Origin of the sequence: Streptomyces sp. NPDC007875 (assembly GCF_042868035.1) — a bacterium.
GTDB classification, from domain to species: Bacteria; Actinomycetota; Actinomycetes; order Streptomycetales; family Streptomycetaceae; genus Streptomyces; species Streptomyces antimycoticus.
In genome coordinates this window covers 307755-330685 of record NZ_JBIADZ010000007.1, presented here as the reverse complement: position 1 = coordinate 330685, position 22931 = coordinate 307755, and the positions used below count along the sequence as shown (strand labels likewise).

Here is a 22931-nt window from a genome sequence, read left to right as displayed (position 1 = left end):
CGGGGGCGGGGCCCTTGTCATGTGCTGTGCCTCGATCCGCTATACACGCGATGTATACCCATGGCGTATAGTCCTGCGCATGGCCACCGCCTACCTTCTGCCGATCAAAACGGCCGCCGCGCTCTTCCCGCTGCTGGCACTCTTACTGCTGCTGCCGACAGCCGTCGTCCTGTACCGCCGTCATGGCGTGATGTCCCGGGGGCGGACGCTGTCGCTGTACGGCTTCCTCTACTACTCGCTCACCGCCTTCTGCATGACGATCGTGCCGCTGCCGAAGCAGACCGGTGACATGTGCGAGCGGTTCGCACCCGTGGCCCATCCGCAGTGGACGCCCGGGAACACCTTCAGCGACATCTGGAAGGAGGCCCACCACAAGGTCGGGCTCAACTCGCTGGTCCTCCAGAACCCCGCCGTCGCCGGGACCGTCTTCAACCTGCTGCTGCTTCTGCCACTCGGTGTCTTCCTGCGCTACCACTTCGGGCGCTCGCTGCGCGCCACCGCCGTGATCGGCTTCGTGGTCTCGCTGTCCTTCGAGCTGACACAGTGGACCGGGGTGTGGGGTCTCTACAGCTGCCCGTACCGCCTCTTCGACGTGGACGACCTGATCGTCAACACGGCGGGGGCGGCGGTCGGTTGGCTGCTGGCCGGGCCGGTCGCACGGATGCTGCCCGCCCTGGAGGCGCTGGACGGGCGGGCGCTGGCGGCGCGTCCGGTGCCGTTCGGGCGGCGGCTGACGGCGCTGGTCGTGGATGTGGCCGGATACGTCGTCGCATCGGTGTCTGCCGCGGCCGTGATGACCTATCAGGGCGGCGCGGCCCCCTCATGGATACCGGTCGGAATCTACGTGGCCTGGTTCATCCTCCTGCCGCTGGCGACCGGCGCGACTCCCGGAAAGCGGCTGTTGCTGTTGAAGCTGGTGTCGGACGACGGCGGCCCGTTGGTGCCCTGGCGGCTGACCCTGCGCGCGCTGCTGCTCGGGGCGCTGGTGATGCCGTTCCTGTCGGGGCTGTTCCTGGCCATGCTCACCTTGCTGCACGAGCCGTGGCCGTCCGGTCTGTTCGCCACCGTCCGCGACTCGGGCGCCCAGGGCGCGGCGGCGGTCCTTACGGCGCTGAGCCCCGTCCAACTGCTCGCGGTGATGGCCGGGTTCACGCTGACCGCCGCCTGCGTACGCAAGACGCTGCGCCACCCGGACCGGCTGGCCCCGCATGACCGTATCTCGGGCATACGCAACGCCCCGCTGCCGCACCGCCGCGCCAAGCGGGCCGACGCGCAGGACCGGGTACGGGCTGCCGCGCAGGCCGCCGACCGGTCGGAGCCGATCGCGGTGGTGGTGGCGGTGCGGGCGGCCGACGACGACGCACCGGCGGGCACCCCCGACCGTCCGCTGGTCAGCACGGGTCCCGTCGCTCCCACCGGCTCGGCGGAGGTTCAGCGGTCCGCCGCCGACTCGCGCTGAGGCGGGGGGGCCGGGATGGCGGGCACTCAGGCGCTCAGGTACGGGTCGAGGCCAGCTCCACGACGGTGACGTCCGGTGGCGCCCCGACCCGTACCGGCGGGCCCCAGGCGCCCGCGCCGCGGGTCACATAGAGCTGGGTGTCGCCGTACCGCTCGAGACCGGCGGCGGTGGGGTTGGCGAGCTCGGCCACATAGGTGCCGGGCCACACCTGACCACCATGGGTGTGGCCGGACAACTGGAGATCGACGCCCGCCTTCACCGCGTCGTGGATCATCACCGGCTGATGGGCGAGCAGCACGGAGGCACGCGAGCGGTCGCGGTCGCCGAGCGCCTTGCCGAAGTCGGGGCCCTGGCCCTCGCTCTCGCCCGCGACGTCGTTCACCCCGGCGAGATCGAAGCCGGGCAGCTCGGTGCGCTCGTTCTCCAGGGGACGCAGGCCCAGCTCACGCACATGGTCCACCCACGCGTCGGCGCCCGAGTAGTACTCGTGGTTGCCGGTGACGAAGTAGCCGCCGTGGCGGGCGCGCAGCCCGCGCAGCGGCTCGGCGGCCGGGCCGAGGTCCGCGACACTGCCGTCCACGAGGTCGCCGACGACGGCGATGAGGTCGGGGTTGGTGCGGTTGACCGCCTCGACGACCCGCTGGGTGTGGGCGCGGCCCAGGATCGGCCCGAGGTGGATGTCGCTCACGACGGCGATCCGGAAGCCGTGCGCCCGGCGCGGCAGCTTGGCGAGCGGCACGGTGATCCTCTTGACCCGCGGCCCGCGCAGCACGGTGTACGTCCCGTACCCCACCGTTCCGGCAGCCACGGCCGTGGCCCCGACGGCCACGGCCCGCGCGACGAAAAGCCGCCGGGAGGCGGCGGGCGCCGCGCCCGCAGTGCGGTCCGTGGCGGCCTTCGAAGCCGTCTGCGCGGCGGACTCGGCGGCGACGCCCGCAGCCGAGTTGGCCGCCCCGCTCCCGGCGGCCCTCACCGCACCATCCGCGGCGGCCTGTGCGCTGGGCTTGGCCGCGACGCCCTCGGCCGCCTCATCCGCTGCGGACTCAGCCATCCCGGCCGCGGGGCCCTTGGCGGCCACGCCCGCGGCGACCTTGGCAACCTCGCCCGCGCCGTCCCCGGCCGCCGGGGCGGGGCCGACAGCGCCGGTGTCGTCGGCGGTCACCGCCGGGCCCTCGGTCGACCGCACATCAGCGGACTTGGCGGAGTCACGACGGTCCAGCCACGCGCCCAGCAGAGGCCGCACCGCCTCGCCCACGAGCAGGGCGAGGGTCAGGTACAGGAGCAGGGCGAGCCAGAGGTAGCCCGGCCAGGCCAGCACCCGCTGGAGCGCGAAGGGCGCGCCCGCGCGGCCCGAGATCACCGCGCCGACGCTCATCAGCGGCAGCACGAAGGCCGCCGCCGTGCCCGTACGGCGCACCCACCCCCCGCGCGCCGTCGTGTCACCGACGAGCCGCCGCCACACATACCAGTGGACGCCGGTCAGCAGACCGATGACGGCCAGCGCGATCAGGACGTAGAGCACGACCATCCCCGGTCCTCTCCCCTAGCGACTAACCGACGGCTGCCTGGAACGGCTGCTCGGAGGCGTCGTTTCGACGCAGAGCGCGCACCCCACGCAACCCGATGGCCCCGATCGCCGTCCCCAAGAGAAACGAGGTGATCGCGAGCAGCAGATGCACCCAAAAGTACGTGGTGGGGTCGCCGGAGTCGTCGAAGGCGAGTCCGCTGGCGTCCTTCCACAAATTTTTGACAAAGGTGAACCAGATGACCCAGCTCCAGACCCCGAAGGCGAGCAGGAACCAGGACACGGGGCGGCTGAGCTTCATGGGTTCCAGTATGGGCACGGCCCCGGATACCTCCACGCGGGGGTCTGCCGTCAATACGTCGGCGCTGCTGTCGCTCTCCTCAGCGACGCCAGGTACGTTCACCTCCGTGCCCACACCTTCCTTCACCAGCACTCACGTCCGAGACCGCACCCGTAAGAGCACCGGCAAGAGCAGTCGTCGTACCCCCGCCCGCCGCGCCGCCGCACCGCTGGCCGCCACCGCCGCCGCCCTCCTGCTGTGCGGGCCGCTCGCCGCCACCCCGGCGCACGCCGCCGACCAGCCGGGCGGCTCCACCGACGCGGTCAAGCCGCCCGCCCATATGTCCACGGTGGGCGGGAAGCGGCTCGGCCGCCCCGGGACCCAGGTGGACCCCAAGGCGGGCGCGCCCGCGCTGCCCAAGCAGCTCAGCGGAAAGTCCTGGCTGGTGGCCGACGCCGAGTCCGGTGATGTGCTCGCCTCGCACAACGCCCACTGGCAGCTGCCGCCCGCGTCCACGCTGAAGATGCTGTTCGCGGACACGCTGCTGCCGAAGATGCCGAAGACGAAGACCCACAAGGTGCAGCTGTCCGACCTGGAGGGGATGGGTGAGGGCAGCAGCCTGGTCGGGGTCAAGGAGAACTACACCTACTCGGTCCACGACCTGTGGCTCGGCGTCTTCCTGCGCTCGGGCAACGACGCGGTACATGTGCTGTCGGCCATGAACGGCGGTGTCCCGGCGACCGTAAGGGAGATGCAGGCACACGCGAAGCATCTGAACGCGCGCGACACCCATGTGGTCACACCGGACGGCTACGACGAGAAGGGCCAGGTCAGCAGCGCGTACGACCTGACCCTCTTCGCCCGCTCGGGGCTGCAGAAGGCGGACTTCCGGGAGTACTGCTCGACGGCGACCGCGCAGTTCCCCGGCACGTTCGAAAAGGGCAAGAAGAAGCGCTCCAGCTTCGGCATCCAGAACACCAACCGGCTGCTGACCGGCTTCGGCGTCGAGCCCTACAAGGGCATCGCCGGGGTCAAGAACGGCAACACCACGAACGCGGGCGCCACCTTCACCGGGGTGGCCCAGCGCGGAAGCCGGGTGCTGCTGGTCACCGTCATGAATCCGCAGGAGAAGGAGGCGAACGAGGTCTACAAGGAGACCGCGAGGCTCTTCGACTGGGGCTTCAAGGCGGCGGGCTCGGTGAACCCGGTCGGCACCCTCGTCCGGCCCGGTGCGGCGGGCGCGAGCCACCCCTCGGCCGGCACTGAGAACGGCCACAAGCACGCCCAGGCGTCCGTCTCCACGGACGACGGAAGCTCCGGCGGGGCGTGGACCGCGGTGGGCATCGCGGGCGGCTCACTGGCGCTGCTGGGCGCGGTGGCCTTCGGGGTGCACCGCCGCTGGCCGCTGCCGGAGCTGGTGCGGCGCCGCTCGCGCGACTGAGCGAGCCCTTACGGCCGAGCCGGCCCTCTTACGGTCGCTGTCACGCCGCCGCCTGCGGGCCTTCGGGCCCGCGGGCGCGGGGTTTTCCGATCTCCGGCTCGGGCGGCCGGGCCCGGTCCGGCTCGGACGGCTGGGCCTTGTCCGGCTCGGACGGCTGGGCCTTGTCGGCCTCGGCCGCCCATTCGGCCTCGCGCTCGGCCTGGGCGGCGGGCGGGGTGGCGGTCCAGGCGGCGCAGTACAGCGTGAGTTTCGCGGTGAAGTTCATCCACAGCAGCAGGGCGATGGGCACCCCGAACGCCCCGTACATGCTCTTGGCCGCCACGTCCTTCAGATAGCTGCTGAGCAGCACCTTGAGCAGTTCGAAGCCGATCGCGCCGATGAGCGCGGCGACCACGACCGTACGGCGCGGCGGCTGCACGCCGGGGAGCCAGGTCAGGACGTAGCTCAGCAGCACGAGGTCGGCGCAGACGGCGATGGCGAACGCGGCGATCCGCAGCAGCCAGCCGCCGATCCCGTTCTCGGGGATGCCGATGAGCCGGGCGATCCGGCCCACGGCGGTGGCGGCCAGGGCGGATACGGCGAACGACACGAGCGCCACACCGCCCAGCCCGATCAGCACGAAGCCGTCCTTGACCTTGCGTACCAGCGGGTTGCCGGGGTCCTCCTCCAGCTCCCATACGGCACGCAGGCACTCGCGCAGCGAGCCCACCCAGCTGATGCCGGTGAACAGCAGCAGGGCACCCGCGACGACTCCGATCGTGGCGGCGTTCTCGACGAGTTCGCCCAGGTCGAGCTGGCCGGAGATACCCGGGATCTGCTGGGCGATCTTCCTCTGCAACTGGGCCATCTGCGCTTGGCTGAGCGTCGCCGCGCCGATGGCCGCGCCAACGGCGATGAGCGGGAAGAAGGCGATGAAGCTGGTGAACGTGATCGCGGCGGCGAGCCGGGTCCAGTGGACGCGGTCCAGCCGTTCGTAGGTACGCCAGGCGTGGGTGCGCATCAGCCAGGCCATCGCGGGGCCGACGACAGGCAGCCGGGTCAACGATTCCATGATCAGCAAGTACCCTTCTGCGCGGTGTCACTCCTCGGCGCGACGGTGCGCGATACGGATATCCGGGTTCCCCGGACAGCCGCTCCGCTCATCACTCTTTTCGGTGAGGCCGTGAGTGCGGGCGCACAATCACTCCGTATGCCCCGCATCGGGGGATACGTTCACCCCATGAAGGACGTGATCGGTTCCCCGCAGTCGGTGCTCGTCCTGGGCGGCACGTCCGAGATCGCCCTGGCGACCGTCCGCCGCCTGATCAGCCGTCGCGCCCGTACGGTCTGGCTGGCCGGCCGCCCCTCCCCCGCTCTGGAGTCGGCCGCCCGGCAGCTGCGGGACCTCGGTGCCGACACCCTTACGGTGCCCTTCGACGCGCTCGCCCCCGAGGCTCACGAGGTGACCCTGGGCAAGGTCTTCGCCGAGGGCGACATCGATCTGGTGCTGCTGGCCTTCGGGGTCCTGGGCGTCCAGGCGCGGGACGAGACCGATCCCCCGGCGGCGGTCCGCATCGCCCAGACCAACTACACCGGCGCCGTCTCCTCGGCCCTGATCTGCGCCAACGCCATGCGCCGCCAGAGCCACGGCTCGCTGGTGGTGCTCTCCTCGGCCGCCGCGGGACGGGTCCGCCGCACCGACTTCATCCACGCCTCCGCCAAGGCCGGGCTCGACGCGTTCGCGCAGGGGCTGGGTGAGGCGCTGCGCGGCACGGGCGTCCATGTGATGGTCGTCCGCCCCGGCTTCGTCCGTACGAAGCTCACGGCCGGGCTGCGGCCCGCACCGCTGGCCACCACGCCCCAGGCGGTCGCCGAGGCCATCGAGGAGGGGCTGCGACGGCGCGCCGCGATCGTCTGGGCACCGGCTGCGCTACGGGTCGTGACGGGAGCGCGTCGCCTCCTGCCCCGGTCCGTCTTCCGCCGACCGCTGGTCTGAGCGGGGCGCCCCGAACGGGCCGCGGGGAACTGCGCGATCAGCCACGACGGACCCGCAGACGGCGCGCCGGAATGGGGGACGGCGCACCCTGGGGCGCTTAGTGGGGCGCGGCCGGGCGCGAGAGATCGGCCTGACGGGGCACCACGGGCGGGGCGCCGCCCGGCTGTTCATCCGAGCCGAAGGGGTACTCGCGGTCCAGCCGCCAGACCCCGTCCTCCCCCTGCTCGTACAGCGCGAAGCCAGTGATCGTCCAAGCGGCCTCGTACTCCTTGAGCTCGACGAACGCCCGGTCCATCGCCTCCTCGTCGATGCCGTGGGCGATCGTGACATGCGGGTGGTACGGGAACTGCAGCTCCCGCGCGCACGGCCCGGACTCCACCCGGATCCGCTCCTGCAGCACCGCGCACTCCTCCGCGCCCTCGACGATCCTGACGAAGACGACCGGCGAGAGCGGCCGGAAGGTGCCGGTGCCCTCCAGGCGCATCGGGAACGGCCGCCCCTCGGCCGCGACCCGCGCCAGATGGTCCTCCACGGCGGGCAGTGCCGAGGTGTCGACCTCGGTCGGCGGCAAGAGGGTGACGTGAGTGGGGATGCCATGGGCGGCCGGGTCCCCGAAGCCCGCGCGCCGCTCCTGGAGGAAGCTGCCGTACGGCTCCGGGACCGCGATCGAAACGCCGAGCGTTACGGTCCCCACTGCGTTCTCCCTCCTGGCCCTCCCGGGCTGCTGAGTTGTGGCCGCTGCACCCGTGTCAGTGTGGCGGCTGCGCCGCCTTCGCGGCTAGATTCCTCGGTTCTTCCCCACACCGGTCCACAGGCCCCCTGGTCAGGGGGCCGGAGCGGTGTGTTCCGCTGTCCGCGCGGGTCCGTATCCATACGTGCGCGGGGCGCGCCGTGCTCACCGGGCGGTGCGAACGACGCTCGACGTGCCGCTCAGCGCACCGCGGGCAGGAAGCCCACCTTGTCGTAGGCGGCGGCCAGCGTCTCGGCGGCGACGGCTCGGGCCTTCTCGGCGCCCTTGGCCAGGATTCCGTCCAACGTGGCGGGGTCGGCGAGGTATTCCTGGGTACGCTCGCGGAACGGCGTGACCCACTCGACCAACACCTCGGAGAGCTCGGTCTTGAGCGCGCCGTAGCCCTTGCCCTCGTATCGGCGCTCCAACTCCGGGATGGCGGTGCCGGTCAGGGTGGAGTAGATGGTCAGCAGATTGCTGACACCCGGCTTCTTCTCCTCGTCGTAGCGGATCTCCGTCTCGAGGTCGGTCACCGCGCTCTTGATCTTCTTCGCGGAGGCCTTGGGCTCGTCGAGGAGGCTGACGATGCCCTTCGGCGTGGACGCCGACTTGCTCATCTTGATCGTCGGGTCCTGGAGGTCGTAGATCTTCCCCGTCTCCTTGACGATGTACGCCTCGGGGACGGTGAAGGTCTCGCCGAAGCGGCCGTTGAAGCGGTCGGCCAGATCCCGGGTGAGCTCGATGTGCTGGCGCTGGTCCTCGCCGACCGGGACGTGGTTGGCCTGGTAGAGCAGGATGTCCGCGACCTGCAGGATCGGATAGGTGAAGAGGCCGACGGTGGCCCGGTCGGCGCCGTGCCTGGCCGACTTGTCCTTGAACTGCGTCATCCGGGACGCCTCGCCGAAGCCGGTGAGACAGTTCATCACCCACCCGAGCTGGGCGTGCTCGGGCACATGGCTCTGGATGAAGAGCGTGCAGCGGTCCGGGTCCAGGCCGGAGGCGAGCAGCTGGGCGGCGGCGAGCCGGCTGTTGGCGCGCAGCTCCGCCGGATCCTGCGGCACGGTGATCGCGTGCAGGTCGACCACGGTGTAGAACGCGTCGTGGGTCTCCTGCAGCGCGACGTACTGCCGGATCGCACCGAGGTAGTTGCCGAGGTGAAAGGAACCTGCGGTGGGCTGGATACCGGAGAGCGCACGGGGACGATCGAGGGCCATGGCACCCATTCTCTCAGGTGTGGAACCAGACTCCGTCCGCCGGTGTATGAAAGGTGTGAGGACTCGTGAAGCACAGATCATCGCGCGGGTGCGGGCCGGCGACACCGAGGCATATGCCGAGCTGGTGCGGGCCCATGCGCCGATCGCGCACCGCACCGCCCGGCTGCTGGGGGCGGGCACGGATGCCGAGGATGTGGTGCAGGACGCCTTGGTGAAGGCGTATCTCGCGCTGGGGCGGTTCGAGAGCGAGGCGGCGTTCCGGCCCTGGCTGCTGCGGATCGTCGCCCATGAGACGAGTAACGCGGTGCGTTCGGCGCGCCGGAGGCGGACGGCGGCAGACCGGGAGGGAGCGCTGCTGTCCGGGGCCGAGCCGGTGATACCGGAGTCCGCCGATCCGGCGGCCGTGGCGCTTGCGGGCGAGCGGCGGGAGCGGCTGCTGGCCGCGCTGGAGGAGCTGAGCGAGCCGCAGCGGCGGGTGGTGATCTACCGCTATCTGCTGGATCTGGACGAGGGGGAGACCGCGGAGGCGCTGGGCTGGCCGCGCGGCACGGTGAAATCACGGCTGAGCCGCGCCCTGAGACGGCTGGAGCGGCTGCTGGGGCCGTCGGAGACCGCCGATGAGACGCGGTGGACGGCCGATGAGAGGCAGTGGACGGCTGATGGGACCGAGTGGGGAGGCGAAGGAGATGGCCGAGGAAGGGCTGCCCGGAGAGCTGCGGGCGCTCGGGCGGGCGTTGGAGATACCGCCGTCCGGCGGACCGTCGCGGCACGGCGTGTCGCGGGCGGGCGGCGTGCCGTCGGAGAGGGGCGTGCCCTTGGAGGGCGGCGTGCCGCCGGAGGGCGGGGAGACGCTGGTCGAGCGGGTGCTCGCCCGGATCGTGGGCCTGCCGGTGCCGGTGGCCGACGACCGGATCCGGGAGGAGCAGTGGTGGCGGCCGCTGCCCGGCCTGGAGGCCGGGCAGGGGCCCGCGGGGGGCGTCAGCCGGTCGGCAGACCGGGAGCCGGGTAGGCCGCCATCAGCTCGGACACCTCGGCCCTGATCTTGATGAGGGCGCCCTGGTCACCGCTCTTCGCGGCGGTCACCCCGCGGTCGATCCAGTCGGCCACGGCGGGCATGTGCTCGGTGGACAGACCGCGCGAGGTGAGAGAGGGGGTGCCGATCCGGATGCCGGAGGGGTCGAAGGGCTTGCGCGGGTCGTAGGGGACGGTGTTGTAGTTCACCACGATCCCGGCCTGGTCCAGGGCCTTGGCCGCGACCTTGCCCGGCACCTCCTTGGGCGTCAGGTCCATCAGGATCAGATGGTTGTCGGTGCCGCCGGAGACCAGATCGAAGCCGCGGGTGAGCAGTTCCTCGGCGAGCGCCTTGGCGTTGGCGACCACGGCATGGGCGTAGTCACGGAAGGCGGGCTGGGCGGCCTCGTGCAGGGCCACCGCGATGGCGGCGGTGGTCTGGTTGTGCGGACCGCCCTGCAGCCCGGGGAAGACGGCCTTGTCGATGGCCTTGGCATGGGTCTCGCGCGCCATCAGCATGGCGCCGCGCGGGCCCCGGAGCGTCTTATGAGTGGTGGTGGAGATGACATCGGCATACGGAACCGGCGAGGGGTGGGCGCCGCCCGCGATCAGACCGGCGATATGCGCGATATCGGCGACGAGCACCGCGTCCACCTCGCGGGCGATCTCCGCGAAGGCGGCGAAGTCGATCGTGCGGGGCACCGCCGTGCCACCGCAGAAGATCAGCTTGGGCCGCTCCTGGAGGGCCAGCTCGCGCACCTGGTCGAAGTCGATCGCGCCGGTGTCCTGGCGCACCCCGTACTGGACGCCGCGGAACCAGGTGCCGGTGGCGGAGACGCCCCAGCCGTGGGTGAGATGACCGCCCATGGGCAGTGACATGCCCATCACGGTGTCACCGGGCTGGGCGAAGGCCAGATAGACCGCGAGGTTGGCGGGCGAGCCGGAGTAGGGCTGCACATTGGCGTGCTCGGTGCCGAAGACGGCCTTGGCCCGGTTGATCGCCAGGGTCTCCACCTGGTCGATGACCTGCTGGCCCTCGTAGTAGCGGCGGCCGGCGTAGCCCTCGCTGTACTTGTTCTGCAGCACCGTCCCGGAGGCTTCCAGGACGGCGGCGGAGACATAGTTCTCGCTCGGGATCAGGCGCAGGGTCTCGGATTGCAGCAGCTCCTCGGAGCCGACGAGGGAGGCGAGTTCGGGGTCGGCGGCCGACAGGGCGGGATGGATCAGGGGCAGGCTCATCGAGTCCTCCGGGGCGATCGGTGACGGTCCGGTCGTGTCCCGGGGTGCCCAGGCGGGCGGCACCTCGTGGCGCTAAGGCCGCGCATCGCTTCCTCGTGGTCGGTTCCACGCTCGGCTCGCCAGTCACGGTGCGCACCCCCACTCTAGCTAGTGAGACAAGGAGGACAAGATGGGACCGGGACGCTCCGCGGAGCGGGTCATCGCCGCCGCCGAGGCGCATGGCGCGCACAACTACCGTCCGCTGCCGGTCGTCGTCGCGTCCGCCGAAGGCGCCTGGATGACCGATGTCGAGGGCCGCCGGTATCTCGATCTGCTCGCCGGATACTCGGCGCTCAACTTCGGGCATCGCAACCGCCGGCTGATCGAGGCCGCCAAGGCACAGCTGGACCGGGTCACCCTCACCTCCCGCGCGTTCCACCACGACCGCTTCGGCGCCTTCTGCTCCGAGCTGGCCGAGCTGTGCGGCATGGAGATGGTGCTGCCCATGAACACGGGGGCGGAGGCGATGGAGACGGCCATCAAGACCGCCCGTAAATGGGGCTACCGGATCAAGGGCGTACCGGACGGCCGGGCCAGGATCATCGCCGCCAGGAACAACTTCCACGGCCGGACGACCACCCTCATCAGCTGCTCCACCGATCCGGAGGCCCGCGCCGACCACGGCCCCTTCACCCCCGGGTTCTCGGTCGTGCCGTACGGGGAGCTGGCGGCGATGCAGGCGGCACTCGACGCCGCGCCCGAGGAGACGGTCGCCGTGCTGCTGGAGCCGATCCAGGGCGAGGCCGGGGTGGTGGTGCCGCCGCCCGGCTATCTGGCCGGGGTCCGGGAGCTGACCCGGGAGCGGAATGTGCTGTTCATCGCCGATGAGATCCAGTCGGGCCTCGGGCGCACCGGCACCACCTTCGCCTGCGAGCACGAGGGGGTGGTGCCCGATGTCTACGTGCTGGGCAAGGCGCTGGGCGGCGGAGTGGTGCCGGTGTCGGCGGTGGTGTCCTCCCGCGAGGTGCTCGGGGTGCACCGCCCCGGGGAGCACGGCTCCACCTTCGGCGGCAGCCCGCTCGCCTGCGCCATCGCCCTGGAGGTCATCGCCATGGTGCGGACGGGCGAGTTCCAGCGGCGCTCGGCCACGCTGGGCGAGCTGCTCCACCGGGAGCTGGGGCTGCTCGTGGGAAGGGGAGTTGAGCAGGTGCGTGGCCGGGGGCTGTGGGCGGGGGTGGACATCCATCCGTCACGGGGCACCGGGCGGCAGATCTCCGAGCGGCTCATGGACCGCAGAGTGCTGGTCAAGGACACCCATGGCGCCACCATCCGGATCGCCCCGCCCCTGGTGATCAGCGAGGAGGATCTGGAGTGGGCGCTGGACCGGCTCAGGGCGGTGCTGGCCGAATGACCCGATACGGCTCGGTGGCCCTGCGCTGTTCACAGGCCCCGTACGGCTCCTCGGCCCCGCGCGGGGCCGAGGATCAGTGTGGTTCAGAGGATCACATGGGGGATGAAGCGCGCGTACTCATCCGTCACCAGCCCCGCCGACTCGCGGATGCCGAGGCCCGCCGCCTCGCCCTCGACCACCCAGGTGCCGAGCACCACCCGGTTGCCGTCGAAGTCGGGCAGCGGCGCCAGTTCCTGGTAGCAGCACGGCTCATCGCGGAGGACGGGCTCCTCGCCCGGCGGGTGCACGGTGACCCCGGCCCCCTCGCGGCCGAGCAGCGGCTTGGCCACATAACCGGTGGTGCGGGCCAGTTCCCGGGGGCCGTCGAGGTAGGCGGGCAGCAGGTTGGGGTGGTCCGGGAAGAGCTCCCACAACACGGCCAGCAGCGCCTTGTTGGACAGCAGCATCTTCCAGGCCGGTTCGATCCACAGCGTGGATCCGGTGCCGGCCCCGTTGTCGAGGGTGTCCAGCACCTGCGGGCCGAACCGGTCGGTGGCCAGCCACTCCCAGGGATAGAGCTTGAAGCAGCTCCGGATGAAGCGGAACCGCTTGTCGACGAAGCGCCCCGACAGCCGTTCCCAGCCGATGTCCTCCATGGAGATCGCCTCGGTGCTCAACCCGGCCTGGTCGGCCGTCTCGCGGAGGTAGGCCACCGTCATCAGGTCCTCGCCCAGCTCGTCCCCGGCCGAATGGGCGAAGTACAGGGGCGTCCCCGGCGGCAGCAGGTCGGCCTGGGTCCGCCAGGCGTCGACCAGCCGTTCGTGGAGGGAGTTCCACTGGTCGGCCCCCGGGAAGCGGTCCTCCATCCAGAACCACTGGGCGCTCGCCGCCTCCACCAGCGAGGTGGGCGTATCGGCGTTGTACTCCAGCAGCTTCGCCGGGCCCGCATCACCGTCGTAGCGCAGATCGAACCGGCCGTAGAGGCTGGGCTGTTCGGCCCGGCGGTGCCAGGACTCGGCGATCAGCCCGGCCAGCCGCGGATCGTCGATGCCGAGGTCGGCGAAGCGGCCGGTCTCGACGATATGGGCGGCCGCGGCCAGCGACATCCGGTGCAGTTCCTCGACGACCTCCTCCAGCGCCTCGACCTCGGGCAGCGTGAAGGCGTAGTAGGCGCTCTCGTCCCAGTAGGGGCGCAGCGAGCCGTCCGGGTAGCGGGTCAGCGGATAGATGACCCCCTGCTCCTCCACCGTGGACTGCCAGTCGGGGCGGGGGTCGATGGTGTGGCGCTTCATCGTGGGGCGACCCGCTCAGCCGCCGCTGGAGCCCGAGCAGCCGAAGCCGCCCCGGTCGGCCGCCTTGCTCTTGTCGAAGGTGCCGTAGTCCGCCCAGCGGCCGCTGACCTCGGAGTCGTAGTACCACTGGCCGTCGGCGCTCTTCGTGCCCCGGCTCTTCTTGCCCTTGCCGCCCGTGGTGGACGAAGAGCCCTTGCAGGCGCTGGAGTCGACGACCCGGTACCCGTTCACCGCGTCATAGCTGTTCCGGTCCACACAGCGCTTGTCCGGTTCCGAACCACAGGAGGTGAGCGCTGCCGCCAGCGCGCCCATACCGCCCAGGATCACCGTGCTCGACCGCAGTCGCCGCGTCGTCTTCCGTTCCATCCCCGTCTCCCCCGTTCCTCTCCCCCGAGGCCATCGTCTCTCCCGAGGGCGTGGTCTCCCCGGTCTCCCCAAGGCCGCAACCGCCCACCCTAGGGGGAGCTGCCGCGCATACGGACGGCGGGGCTCGGCCGAAGCGTGTGGCCTCGGGCCGCTGAAACGCATGGCTTCAGGGCAGCACCCGGCACAGCGCCTCCAGGGCGCCCGCGAAGGCGTGGTCGGGTGGGGTGCCGTAGGCGAACACCAGCGCGTCCGGCTGCCCGCCCGGCTCCTGTTGCTGCTTCTGCCCCTGTTCGTCGCGGTAGCGGTAGCGGGACAGCCCGTCCAGCGCCAGGCCCTGCCAGGCCGCGCCCTGCACCACGGACTGCTCGGTGCCCGGCGGCAGTTGGAGCACCGCGTGCAGCCCGGCCGCGATGCCCGAGACCCGCACCCGCGGGGCGCGTTCGGCGAGCGCCGCCACCAACTGGTCGCGGCGGCGCCGGTAGCGCATCCGCATACCGCGCACATGACGGTCGTACGCCCCGGAGTCGATGAACTCCGCGAGCGTCAGCTGGTCGAGCCTGCCCGACTCCCACTCCCCCGTTCTCTTGAGCGCCAGGAGGCCATCCATCAGATGGTCCGGCACCACCATCCACGCCAGCCGCAGCGCGGGCGCCAGGCTCTTGCTCGCGGTGCCCAGATAGACCACATGCTCCGGGTCGAGCCCCTGCAGAGCCCCGACCGGCTGACGGTCATAGCGGAACTCCCCGTCGTAGTCGTCCTCCAGCACCAGTCCGCCCACCCGCGAGGCCCAGTCGACCACGGCGGCGCGCCGGTCGGGGTCCAGCGGAACGCCGATGGGGAACTGATGCGCCGGGGTGAGCAGGACGTTCCGCAGCCCGGCCGACCGGTCCAGCTCCGCCGTCCGCGCCCCCTGCTGATCGATCGGCAGCGGCACGGTGCGCAGCCCCGCCCTGCGCATCACGTTCCAGTGGACGTCGAGCCCGTAGGACTCCACGGCCACCTCACGGTGTCCGGCCTTCTCCCGCACCTTGCTGAGCAGGGCCAGCCCCTGCACGAACCCCGCGCAGACCACGATCCTCTCGGGTGCGGCCCGCACCCCGCGGGCGCGCGCCAGATAGTCGGCCAGGACCCGCCGCAGCTCGGGCCGTCCGGCGGGGTGGCCGTAGCCGAAGGCGTCGTTCGGCGCGGCGGTCAGGGCGCGCCGGGCCGCGGAGAGCCAGGCGGTCCTGGGGAAGGCCGAGAGATCAGGTTCGCCGGGCCGCAGATCATAGGTGGGCCGGGCGGCGGCCACGGCGGCGGCCGGGGGTGTGCGCGGCGGGGCGGGCTCGGGCGGCACGACGCGTTCGGCGACCCGGGTGCCCGAGCCCTGCCGGGCGGTCAGCCAGCCCTCGGCGACCAGTTCTCCATAGGCGTCGGCGACGGTGTTCCGGGCGATGCCGAGGTCGGTGGCGAGCGAGCGGGAGGAGGGCAGCCGGGTGCCCGGGGCGAGCCGCCCGGTGCGGACGGCGTCGCGCAGGGCGCGGATGAGCGCGGCCCGCACCCCGGTCCCGCCACCCGGTGGCAGATCCAGATGGAGGTCCGTCCCCAGCCCGCCCGTCCGCTGATCGGAGCCGCCCGCCCGCTGTTCACCATCGCCCGTCCGCTGTCCGGAGCCGGTCGTCCGCCGCCCGGGCTCGCCTCTTCGAGTGGCCCATGAATCCGCCATGGAAATGGACCATACTCCTGGGCCGCCGGGCCTCTAGCGTGGAAGCATGACGACCGGAACTTCTCATGCACACGGCCCCCGGATGGAGTTCGCCAAGGCGGCCCCCGAGGTCTACAAGGCCTTGATCAGCCTGGACACGGCCGCCCGGAAGGGCGTGGACCCGGCGCTGGCCCATCTGGTCAAGACGCGTGCCTCGCAGCTCAACCACTGCGCCTTCTGCATCGACATGCACACCAAGGACGCCCGCGCGGCGGGCGAGTCCGAGGAGCGCCTCTACCTCCTCAACGCCTGGGAGGAGGCCAGCGACCTCTACACCGAGAAGGAGCAGGCCGCCCTCGCCCTGACCGAGGCCGTCACCGTCCTGACCGACGGCTTCGTCCCCGATGAGGTCTACGAGCGCGCCGCCAAGCACTTCGAGGAGCAGGAACTGGCGCAGGTGATCGCCCTGATCTTCACCATCAACGCCTGGAACCGCATCGGTGTGACCACCCGCATGGTCCCCGGCGCCTACCAGCCCGCGGGCCACTGAGCGGGTCCGCCATGACGGCACCCGCGACCACGGACGGGGCCCGGGCGCTCCGCGCGCTGCACCACGGCCGGGAGCCCGGTGACCCGCTGGTGCTCCCCGGGCCCTGGGACGCCGCCTCGGCCCGGGTCTTCGCCGACGCGGGATTCCCCGCGCTCGCCACGCCGAGCGCGGGGATCGCGGCCTCCCTCGGCCACCGGGACGGCCACACCCCGCCGGAGGAGATGTTCGCCGCGATCGCCCGGATCATCCGGGCCGTGGACGTCCCCGTCTCGGCGGACGTCGAAAGCGGCTACGGCCTCGCCCCCAAGGAGCTGGTCGAGCGGATGCTGGAGACCGGCGCGGTGGGCTGCAACCTGGAGGACTCCGACCATGCGGCAGGCGGGCTGATCGAGCCCGCGCGCCAGGCGGACCGGCTGGCGGCGGTGCGGGCCGAGGCGGGCGAGGACCTGGTGATCAACGCCCGTGTCGACACCTTCGTCCGTGGCGGCCCGGACCTCGACCCCGAGACCGCGCTCGCGTCCGCGATCGAGCGCGGACGGCTCTATGTGGAGGCGGGCGCGGACTGCGTGTACCCGATCCTCGCGCCCCCGGAGCTGCTGCCCCGCCTGGCGGCCGCCATCGACGCCCCGCTCAACGCGGCGGCGTTCGACCCGGACGGCCCGTCCCCGCGTGAGCTGGGCCGGCTGGGCGCCACCCGGATCACCTTCGGCCCCAGGCTGCTCCGCCAGACCATGGCCGAGGCAGGGGACCTCGTCAAACGGCTGGACCCCGCCCCGTAAGGCAGACCCGCCCCGTAAAACGGCTGGACCCCGCCCCGTCCCGTGCATGAGTGCATGAGGACGAAGCGGGGTCCATTCCGTGTATCTACGGCTGGAGCGCCGCCCTTACGGCATCCACTTCTTCCAGACGTCCGGGTGCGCCTCGACCCACTTCTTCGCGGCGTCCTGGGCCGACATTCCCTTCGAGGCGATCAGCTCGGACACCTCGTTCTGGTCCTGCTTGGTCCAGTGGAACTTCTTCAGGAACGCCGACGCCTTCCCGCCCTGCTTCGCGAAGTCCGCGTTGAGGTACTTCTGCAGCGGTGTGGTCGGGTAGGCACAGTCGATGGACTCGGGGTCCTTGGTGCCCTCGTTCGCACATTCGTCGGTGTACTTGGGCAGCTTGACCTCGACCATCGGCACCTGGTTGAACAGCCACTGCGGCTCGTACCAGTACGTCAGGAACGGCTTCTTGCCCTTGGCGAACTGCTTGATCTGGGTGATCTGCGCCGCCTCCGAACCCGAGAAGACGATCTGGTAGTTCAGCTTCAGGTTCTTCACCAGCGCCTTGTCATTGGTGACATAGGACGGGGACCCGTCCAGCAGCTGGCCCTTGCCGCCGCTCTCCGCGGTCTTGAAGGTCTTGGCGTACTTGTTGAGGTTCTTCCAGTTCAGCACGTCCGGATGTTTGTCGGCGAAGTACTTCGGCACCCACCAGCCGATATGGCCGGTGACGCCGAGCCCGCCGCCCGGCACGATCAGCTTCTTGTCCTTGACGTAGCGCTGTTCCTGCTCCGGGTGGCCCCAGTCCTCCAGGATCGCGTCCACCCGGCCCTGGCTGAGCGCGTCCCACGCCGGAATCTCGTCCACCTGGACGGTGTCGACGCGGTAGCCCAGCTCATGCTCCAGCAGATACTGGGCGACCGCGACATTGGACTGGGCGCCGACCCACGACTGGACCGAGAGCGTGACGCTCTTCGCCCCGCCCACATTGGCGTACGGCGAGGACTGCTTGGTCATGTCCGCCGCGCCGCAGCCGGTCGCGGTGAACACGGCCGCGATCCCGGCGGCGGCCATCAGCAGCTGAATGCGGGTGCGAGCCATCTCAAGCCCCCTTCCTGTCGCGGCGCGAGGTCGGCTGGGTCACGCGGTCGAGCATCAGCCCCAGGCACACGATCGCCGTGCCCGCCACCAGACCGGTCGCCAGATCGCCCTGTGCCAGGCCGAACAGCACGTCGTAGCCGAGCGCGCCCGAGCCGACCAGACCGCCGATGACGACCACGGCCAGCACCAGCACCACGCCCTGGTTGACGGCGAGCAGCAGCGCCGGGCGGGCCAGCGGGAGCTGGACCTGGCGCAACTGCTGCCCCTGGGTGGCGCCGAGCGAACGCGCCGACTCCAGCGCGGCCGGGTCGACGTTCCGGATCCCCTGGGTGGTGATGCGGATGACGGCGGGCAGCGCGTAGACGATGGCCGCGGCCGCCGCGGGGGCGCGGCCGACGCCGAACAGCGCGACCACGGGGATCAGGTACACGAACTGCGGCATGGTCTGGAACATGTCCAGCACCGGTCGCATCATCCGCTCCAGCCGGGTGCTGCGCGCGGCCCAGATGCCGATCGCGAAACCGAGGACCAGCGTGACGAAGACGGCCGCCAGCACCTGGGAGAGGGTGTCCATGGACGGCTCCCACACTCCGAGCACACCGATCGCGGCCATGGCGGCGGTGGCGGTCAGCGCGGTGGCCCAGGTGCCGATCAGCCAGGCCAGCGCCGCGACGATCAGCAGCACCGCGTACCACGGGAGGCCCTGCAGCCCCTCGCGCAGCGGGTCGAGGATCCACTTGACGTAGTCCGCGGCCCAGTCGGCGGTGCCGCCGACGACCGGCACTCCGGTGTAGAGGTGGTCGACCATCCACTCCTTGAACTGGTTGACGGGCTCCTCGATGGCGACGGTCCAGCCGGTCGGCCAGGTCTGGGAGCCGGTCAGCCGTCCGACGACGGTGATGACAACGGTGACCACCGCGACCCCCGCCCACGCGGGCCAGCCGCGCAGCAGCCGGTGCCCGCCCTCGGCCGGAGGCGTGCCGAGCCGCTCGCCCGCCGATCCGATGGTGCGGTCCATCACGACGGCGAGGAGCACGATCGGGAGGCCGGCGGCGAGCGCCTTGCCGACGTCGACGCTGGACAGCGCCTGGTAGACGCGGTCACCGAGACCGCCGCCGCCGATCACGGAGGCGATGACGGCCATGGACAGCGCCATCATGATCGTCTGGTTGATGCCCAGCAGCAGCTCCTTGCGGGCCAGCGGCAGCCGGGCGGACAGCAGCCGCTGCCGCCAGGTCGCGCCGAGCGAGGTCACCGCTTCCAGCACCCCGGCGTCCGCGCCGCGCAGGCCGAGGGCGGTGAGCCGGGCCATGGGCGGAGCCGCGTAGATCACGGTGGCCAGCACCGCGCCGGGCACGCCGTTGCCGAAGATCATCACGACGGGGAGCAGATACGCGAACGCGGGCAGCACCTGCATGGTGTCGAGCACCGGCCGGAGCACCCGGAACGCCCATTCCGAGAGGCCGCCGGCCAGGCCCAGCAGTCCGCCGATGATGACGGAGGCGGTGACGGCGATGACCATCAGCGCGAGCGTCTGCATCGTCGGCACCCACATGCCCAGCAGCCCGCAGACGGCGAAGGACACCAGGGTCGTGACCGCGATCCGCACCCCGGCGACCCGCCAGGCGATCAGGGTCAGCCCGGCGGTGACACCGGCCCAGCCGAGGGCGAGCAGGGCCACATAGACGGCGCGGACACCAATGATGATGACGTTGCTGATGTGGCCGAAGAAGTAGAGGAAGATCCAGTGACTGTCGCGGTTGTCGAGGATCCAGTCGCTGGCATCGCCGAGCGGTCCGGACACATCGACGGTCAGCGCATGCGGCCAGCTGCCGCTCGCCCACTTGGCGTGCGCGAGCGGTATGAGCACGGCGGCGATCACCACGAGCACCGCCAGCTTGCGCGCGGCGGGGCTGCGGACGGCGGAGTTCAGCAGGGACGGGCGCGGTTCGGCCGCCGCCGTCCCGGTGGCGGCGGGGTCGGTGGCGGGGTCGGTGGAGGGGCGGGTGGCCGTGGCACTCATACGCGCCCCCCGGTGCCGCCCGGCGGAGAGAGGGTCGAGGCGGTGCTCATGCCGCGGCCACCCCCTTGCCGTCCAGGCCGGCGACGACGCTGAGCAGACAGGCGTGGTCGACGACGCCCAGGCAGCGGCCGTCGTCCACGACGCGCGCGGGGCCGCCGGTGCGGGCCACGGCCTCGATCGCGTCGGCGACCGTGGTGCCCGGGGCCAGCGCGGGCCCGCCGTCCTGCTCGTCCGACTTCGCGGGGCGCATGGCGCGGCGCACGGTCAGCACCTGCTCCCGCGGAATGTCGCGGACGAAGTCCCGTACGTAGTCGTCCGCCGGGGAGCCGACGATCTCCTCCGGGGTGCCGAGCTGCACGATCCCGCCGTCGCGCATCAGCATGATGCGGTCGCCGAGCCGCAGCGCCTCGCTGAGGTCGTGCGTGATGAAGACCATCGTCCGGCCCTCGTCGTGGTGCAGGCGGATGACCTCCTCTTGCATATCGCGGCGGATCAGCGGGTCGAGCGCGCTGAACGGCTCGTCGAAGAGCAGCACCTCGGGGTCGACGGCGAGCGCCCGGGCCAGGCCCACGCGCTGCTGCTGACCGCCGGAGAGCTGTCCGGGGCGGCGGCGCTCGAGACCGGTGAGACCGACCTTCTCCACCACCTCGGCGGCCTTGGCACGGCGCTCGGCCTTGCCCATGCCCTGGATCTCCAGGCCGTAGGCGACGTTGTCGATGACGGAGCGGTGCGGCAGCAGTCCGAAGTGCTGGAAGACCATGGCGGCGCGGTGCCGGCGCAGATCGCGCAGCCGGGCCTTGTCCATGGCCAGGACGTCCTCGCCGTCGATCTTCAGGGTCCCGGAGGTGGGCTCGATCAGCCGGGTGAGGCAGCGTACGAGGGTGGACTTGCCGGAGCCGGACAGCCCCATGACCACGAAGACCTCGCCCGGCTGGACGTCGAAGGAGACCTCGCGGACGGCGGCGGTGCAGCCGGTGCGGGCACGCAGCTCGCCGGCGGGCAGCTCCGCCTCGGCGGAACCGGGGATGCGCTCGGCCTTGGGGCCGAAGACCTTCCACAGGTCGCGGACCGAGAACACCGGGGCGCGCTCGCCGCTCTCGGGGATCTCGGGGGTGTCGGGCGTCTCGGGGACCAGGGTCGTGGCCATCACGCCTCACCTCCCGGCGCGAGCGTGGCAGCCCGGTCGTCGGGCCTGCGCCGTTCCCGGTCTCGATCCTCGAACAGCAGCTCAGCGCACTTCTCGCCCACCATCAGGACTCCGATCATCGGGTTCACGGCCGGCATCGTCGGGAAGACGGACGCGTCGGCGATACGGACGCCGTTCAGACCCCGGATCCGCAGATCGGGGCCGACCACGGCGAGTTGGTCCGACGAGGCACCCATACGACAGGTGCCCGCCGGGTGGTACACGGTGTGCGCGACCTTGCGGGCGTACTCGCTGATCTCCTCGTCCGAGGTGATCTCCGGGCCCGGGCACACCTCGCGCTTGAGCCAGCTCGCCAGCGGTTCGGTCTTGGCGATCTCACGCGCGACCCGGATGCCGTCGACCAGCGTGCGGCCGTCGTAGTCGTCCTCGTCCGTGAAGTACCGGAAGTCGAGTGCGGGCTTGACGGACGGATCGGCGCTGGTGAGGTAGAGCCGGCCGCGGCTGCGCGGCTTGGGGATGTTGGGGGTCATCGACACTCCGTGCTCGGGCTTTTCGTAGCCCAGCCGCTCCGGATTGTCGGTGAACGGGATCTGGTAGAAGTGGAACATCAGGTCCGGGCCCCGGGATTCGGGGTCCCGCCGGATGAACAGGCCCGCGTCGGAGTCCATCGCGGAGTTGTCCGGGATCGGGCCGTCCGTCTCCCACACGATGACCGACTCCGGGTGGTCGAGCAGATTCTCGCCGACGCCCGGCAGATCGTGGACGACGGGGATGCCCAGCGCCTCCAGATCGGACTTGGGGCCGATACCGGAGTGCATCAGCAGCCGCGGAGTGTCCACGGCGCCCGCGCAGACCAGGACCTCGGTCTCGGCCCGGACGACGGTCTCCTCGCCGTCCTTGGTCCGGACATGGACGCCGGTGATCCGGCCGGTGTCGTCCAGCTCCAGCTTGTACGCCCAGGTCTCCAGCATCAGATGGAGGTTGGGCCGGTCCAGGAACGGGTGTAGATAGGCGACGGACGCCGAGGAGCGCTTGTTGTTCTCCGGGTGGTACGCGAGGTCGAAGAAGCCGACGCCCTCATGGAACGGCTTCCTGTTGAACCCCTCGACCCGCGGCACCCCGGCGGCGGCCTGGGCGGCGTCGACGAAGTCCCGCGCGATCGCGTTCCGGTCCTTCTCGTCCACCGGGACGATGTTGTTGCGCAACCGCTGGAAGTACGGGTCCATGGACTCCGCGTCCCAGCCCTCGGCGCCGGCCTCGGCCCACTCGTCCCAGTCACCCGGCAGCGGCTTGAAGGAGATCAGGGTGTTGTGCGAGGAGCACCCCCCGAGCACCCGCGCCCGGCTGTGCCGGATATGCGAGTTTCCGCGTGGCTGCTCGGTGGTGGGGTAGTCGTAGTCCAAGTCCCCGCCGAGCAGCCCGAGCCAGCGGCGCAGGGTCAGCACATCGGGCCGGTCGACATCGGACGGTCCGCCCTCGATGACGGCGACACGGATGTCCGGGTCCTCGGTGAGCCGGGAAGCGATCACCGATCCTGCGGTGCCGCCGCCGATGACGACATAGTCGTATACGACAGGTACGGACATGTGGGGTTACTCCTCGCGGTCTTACCCAAACGGCTCGCGCCGGTGCGGGACGGGGGCTGCCGCCCCTGGGGGTGGGGGTGTTGCTGGGTGCCTCGGTGTCCACGGGCTGGTCCCCGCCGGTCGCCGTGATCGGGGGCGGCCGGGCCCGGGCCCCGGGGGACGAGTCCGGGCCCGGCCG

The 22931-nt window shown here is 71.4% G+C and carries 19 protein-coding genes, 1 pseudogene and 1 riboswitch; of the genes and pseudogenes, 7 read left to right on the top strand and 13 right to left on the bottom strand.

The window, feature by feature from the left end:
• Nucleotides 1-79: 79 nt before the first annotated feature.
• Nucleotides 80-1459 (top strand): VanZ family protein, encoded by a 1380-nt coding sequence (locus ACFYOY_RS17565; protein WP_388587883.1) that lies wholly within the window; start codon nt 80-82, stop codon nt 1457-1459.
• A gap of 34 nt (nt 1460-1493) precedes the next feature.
• Here the strand turns inward: ACFYOY_RS17565 and ACFYOY_RS17560 are convergent, their stop codons facing one another.
• Together ACFYOY_RS17560 and ACFYOY_RS17555 are read right to left on the bottom strand one after the other, a co-directional pair.
• Nucleotides 1494-2987: a metallophosphoesterase gene (locus ACFYOY_RS17560; RefSeq protein WP_351881249.1), complete on the bottom strand. Its 1494-nt coding sequence runs from the start codon at nt 2985-2987 to the stop codon at nt 1494-1496.
• 22 nt (nt 2988-3009) lie between these two features.
• Nucleotides 3010-3285 carry an SCO4848 family membrane protein gene (locus ACFYOY_RS17555; protein ID WP_388587880.1) on the bottom strand — a complete coding sequence of 92 codons (276 nt, stop codon included), beginning with the start codon at nt 3283-3285 and terminating at the stop codon, nt 3010-3012.
• A 106-nt stretch (nt 3286-3391) separates the two neighbouring features.
• On the opposite strand from ACFYOY_RS17555, the gene ACFYOY_RS17550 reads away from it, so the two are divergent.
• Complete coding sequence (locus tag ACFYOY_RS17550) at nt 3392-4705, top strand: D-alanyl-D-alanine carboxypeptidase (RefSeq protein WP_351881255.1); 1314 nt, start codon at nt 3392-3394, stop codon at nt 4703-4705.
• Between the two features lie 40 nt (nt 4706-4745).
• Here the strand turns inward: ACFYOY_RS17550 and ACFYOY_RS17545 are convergent, their stop codons facing one another.
• A complete protein-coding gene (locus tag ACFYOY_RS17545; protein WP_351881258.1) occupies nt 4746-5756 on the bottom strand; it encodes a YihY/virulence factor BrkB family protein in 1011 nt (336 codons plus the stop codon).
• Between the two features lie 168 nt (nt 5757-5924).
• On the opposite strand from ACFYOY_RS17545, the gene ACFYOY_RS17540 reads away from it, so the two are divergent.
• Nucleotides 5925-6680: an SDR family NAD(P)-dependent oxidoreductase gene (locus ACFYOY_RS17540; RefSeq protein ID WP_351881261.1), complete on the top strand. Its 756-nt coding sequence runs from the start codon at nt 5925-5927 to the stop codon at nt 6678-6680.
• Between the two features lie 97 nt (nt 6681-6777).
• Here the strand turns inward: ACFYOY_RS17540 and ACFYOY_RS17535 are convergent, their stop codons facing one another.
• Both ACFYOY_RS17535 and trpS read right to left on the bottom strand, forming a co-directional pair.
• The gene (locus tag ACFYOY_RS17535; protein WP_351881264.1) at nt 6778-7374 is read right to left on the bottom strand and encodes a 2'-5' RNA ligase family protein; all 597 of its coding nucleotides are present in this window, start codon (nt 7372-7374) and stop codon (nt 6778-6780) included.
• Nucleotides 7375-7610: 236 nt separating this feature from the next.
• The gene (gene trpS, locus ACFYOY_RS17530; RefSeq protein WP_351881267.1) at nt 7611-8624 is read right to left on the bottom strand and encodes a tryptophan--tRNA ligase; all 1014 of its coding nucleotides are present in this window, start codon (nt 8622-8624) and stop codon (nt 7611-7613) included.
• A gap of 46 nt (nt 8625-8670) precedes the next feature.
• On the opposite strand from trpS, the pseudogene ACFYOY_RS17525 reads away from it, so the two are divergent.
• Nucleotides 8671-9222: pseudogene (locus tag ACFYOY_RS17525) on the top strand (RNA polymerase sigma factor); the annotation flags it as partial.
• 380 nt (nt 9223-9602) lie between these two features.
• Here ACFYOY_RS17525 and glyA read toward each other — a convergent pair.
• Complete coding sequence (gene glyA, locus ACFYOY_RS17520) at nt 9603-10874, bottom strand: serine hydroxymethyltransferase (protein WP_351881270.1); 1272 nt, start codon at nt 10872-10874, stop codon at nt 9603-9605.
• 39 nt (nt 10875-10913) lie between these two features.
• A riboswitch (ZMP/ZTP riboswitch) is annotated at nt 10914-11011 on the bottom strand.
• A 32-nt stretch (nt 11012-11043) separates the two neighbouring features.
• On the opposite strand from glyA, the gene rocD reads away from it, so the two are divergent.
• Entirely contained in the window at nt 11044-12264 is a 1221-nt protein-coding gene (gene rocD / locus ACFYOY_RS17515) for an ornithine--oxo-acid transaminase (protein ID WP_388587874.1), read from the top strand.
• 83 nt (nt 12265-12347) lie between these two features.
• Here the strand turns inward: rocD and ACFYOY_RS17510 are convergent, their stop codons facing one another.
• The 3 genes from ACFYOY_RS17510 to ACFYOY_RS17500 form a co-directional block, all read right to left on the bottom strand.
• Entirely contained in the window at nt 12348-13535 is a 1188-nt protein-coding gene (locus ACFYOY_RS17510) for a glutathionylspermidine synthase family protein (RefSeq protein ID WP_388587871.1), read from the bottom strand.
• A gap of 15 nt (nt 13536-13550) precedes the next feature.
• A complete protein-coding gene (locus ACFYOY_RS17505) occupies nt 13551-13901 on the bottom strand; it encodes a hypothetical protein (protein ID WP_351881278.1) in 351 nt (116 codons plus the stop codon).
• 166 nt (nt 13902-14067) lie between these two features.
• Nucleotides 14068-15606, bottom strand: a complete 1539-nt coding sequence (locus ACFYOY_RS17500) for a PLP-dependent aminotransferase family protein (protein WP_388587868.1) — start codon at nt 15604-15606, stop codon at nt 14068-14070.
• Between the two features lie 46 nt (nt 15607-15652).
• On the opposite strand from ACFYOY_RS17500, the gene ACFYOY_RS17495 reads away from it, so the two are divergent.
• Both ACFYOY_RS17495 and ACFYOY_RS17490 read left to right on the top strand, forming a co-directional pair.
• Nucleotides 15653-16135, top strand: a complete 483-nt coding sequence (locus ACFYOY_RS17495) for a carboxymuconolactone decarboxylase family protein (RefSeq protein WP_351881284.1) — start codon at nt 15653-15655, stop codon at nt 16133-16135.
• A gap of 11 nt (nt 16136-16146) precedes the next feature.
• Nucleotides 16147-16914 carry an isocitrate lyase/phosphoenolpyruvate mutase family protein gene (locus ACFYOY_RS17490; RefSeq protein WP_388587865.1) on the top strand — a complete coding sequence of 256 codons (768 nt, stop codon included), beginning with the start codon at nt 16147-16149 and terminating at the stop codon, nt 16912-16914.
• Nucleotides 16915-17019: 105 nt separating this feature from the next.
• Here the strand turns inward: ACFYOY_RS17490 and ACFYOY_RS17485 are convergent, their stop codons facing one another.
• From ACFYOY_RS17485 to ACFYOY_RS17470, 4 genes are read right to left on the bottom strand one after another with little or no spacing between them, the layout of a single operon-like run.
• Nucleotides 17020-17997, bottom strand: coding sequence for an ABC transporter substrate-binding protein (locus tag ACFYOY_RS17485; RefSeq protein ID WP_351881290.1), 978 nt, complete (start codon nt 17995-17997; stop codon nt 17020-17022).
• Nucleotide 17998: 1 nt separating this feature from the next.
• The gene (locus ACFYOY_RS17480; protein ID WP_351881293.1) at nt 17999-20020 is read right to left on the bottom strand and encodes an ABC transporter permease subunit; all 2022 of its coding nucleotides are present in this window, start codon (nt 20018-20020) and stop codon (nt 17999-18001) included.
• A gap of 46 nt (nt 20021-20066) precedes the next feature.
• On the bottom strand, nt 20067-21167 hold the full coding sequence (locus ACFYOY_RS17475; RefSeq protein ID WP_388587861.1) for a glycine betaine/L-proline ABC transporter ATP-binding protein: 1101 nt from the start codon (nt 21165-21167) through the stop codon (nt 20067-20069).
• Entirely contained in the window at nt 21167-22753 is a 1587-nt protein-coding gene (locus ACFYOY_RS17470; RefSeq protein ID WP_351881299.1) for a GMC oxidoreductase, read from the bottom strand. Before ACFYOY_RS17470 ends, ACFYOY_RS17475 begins: the two co-directional genes overlap by 1 nt.
• Nucleotides 22754-22931: the final 178 nt, after the last annotated feature.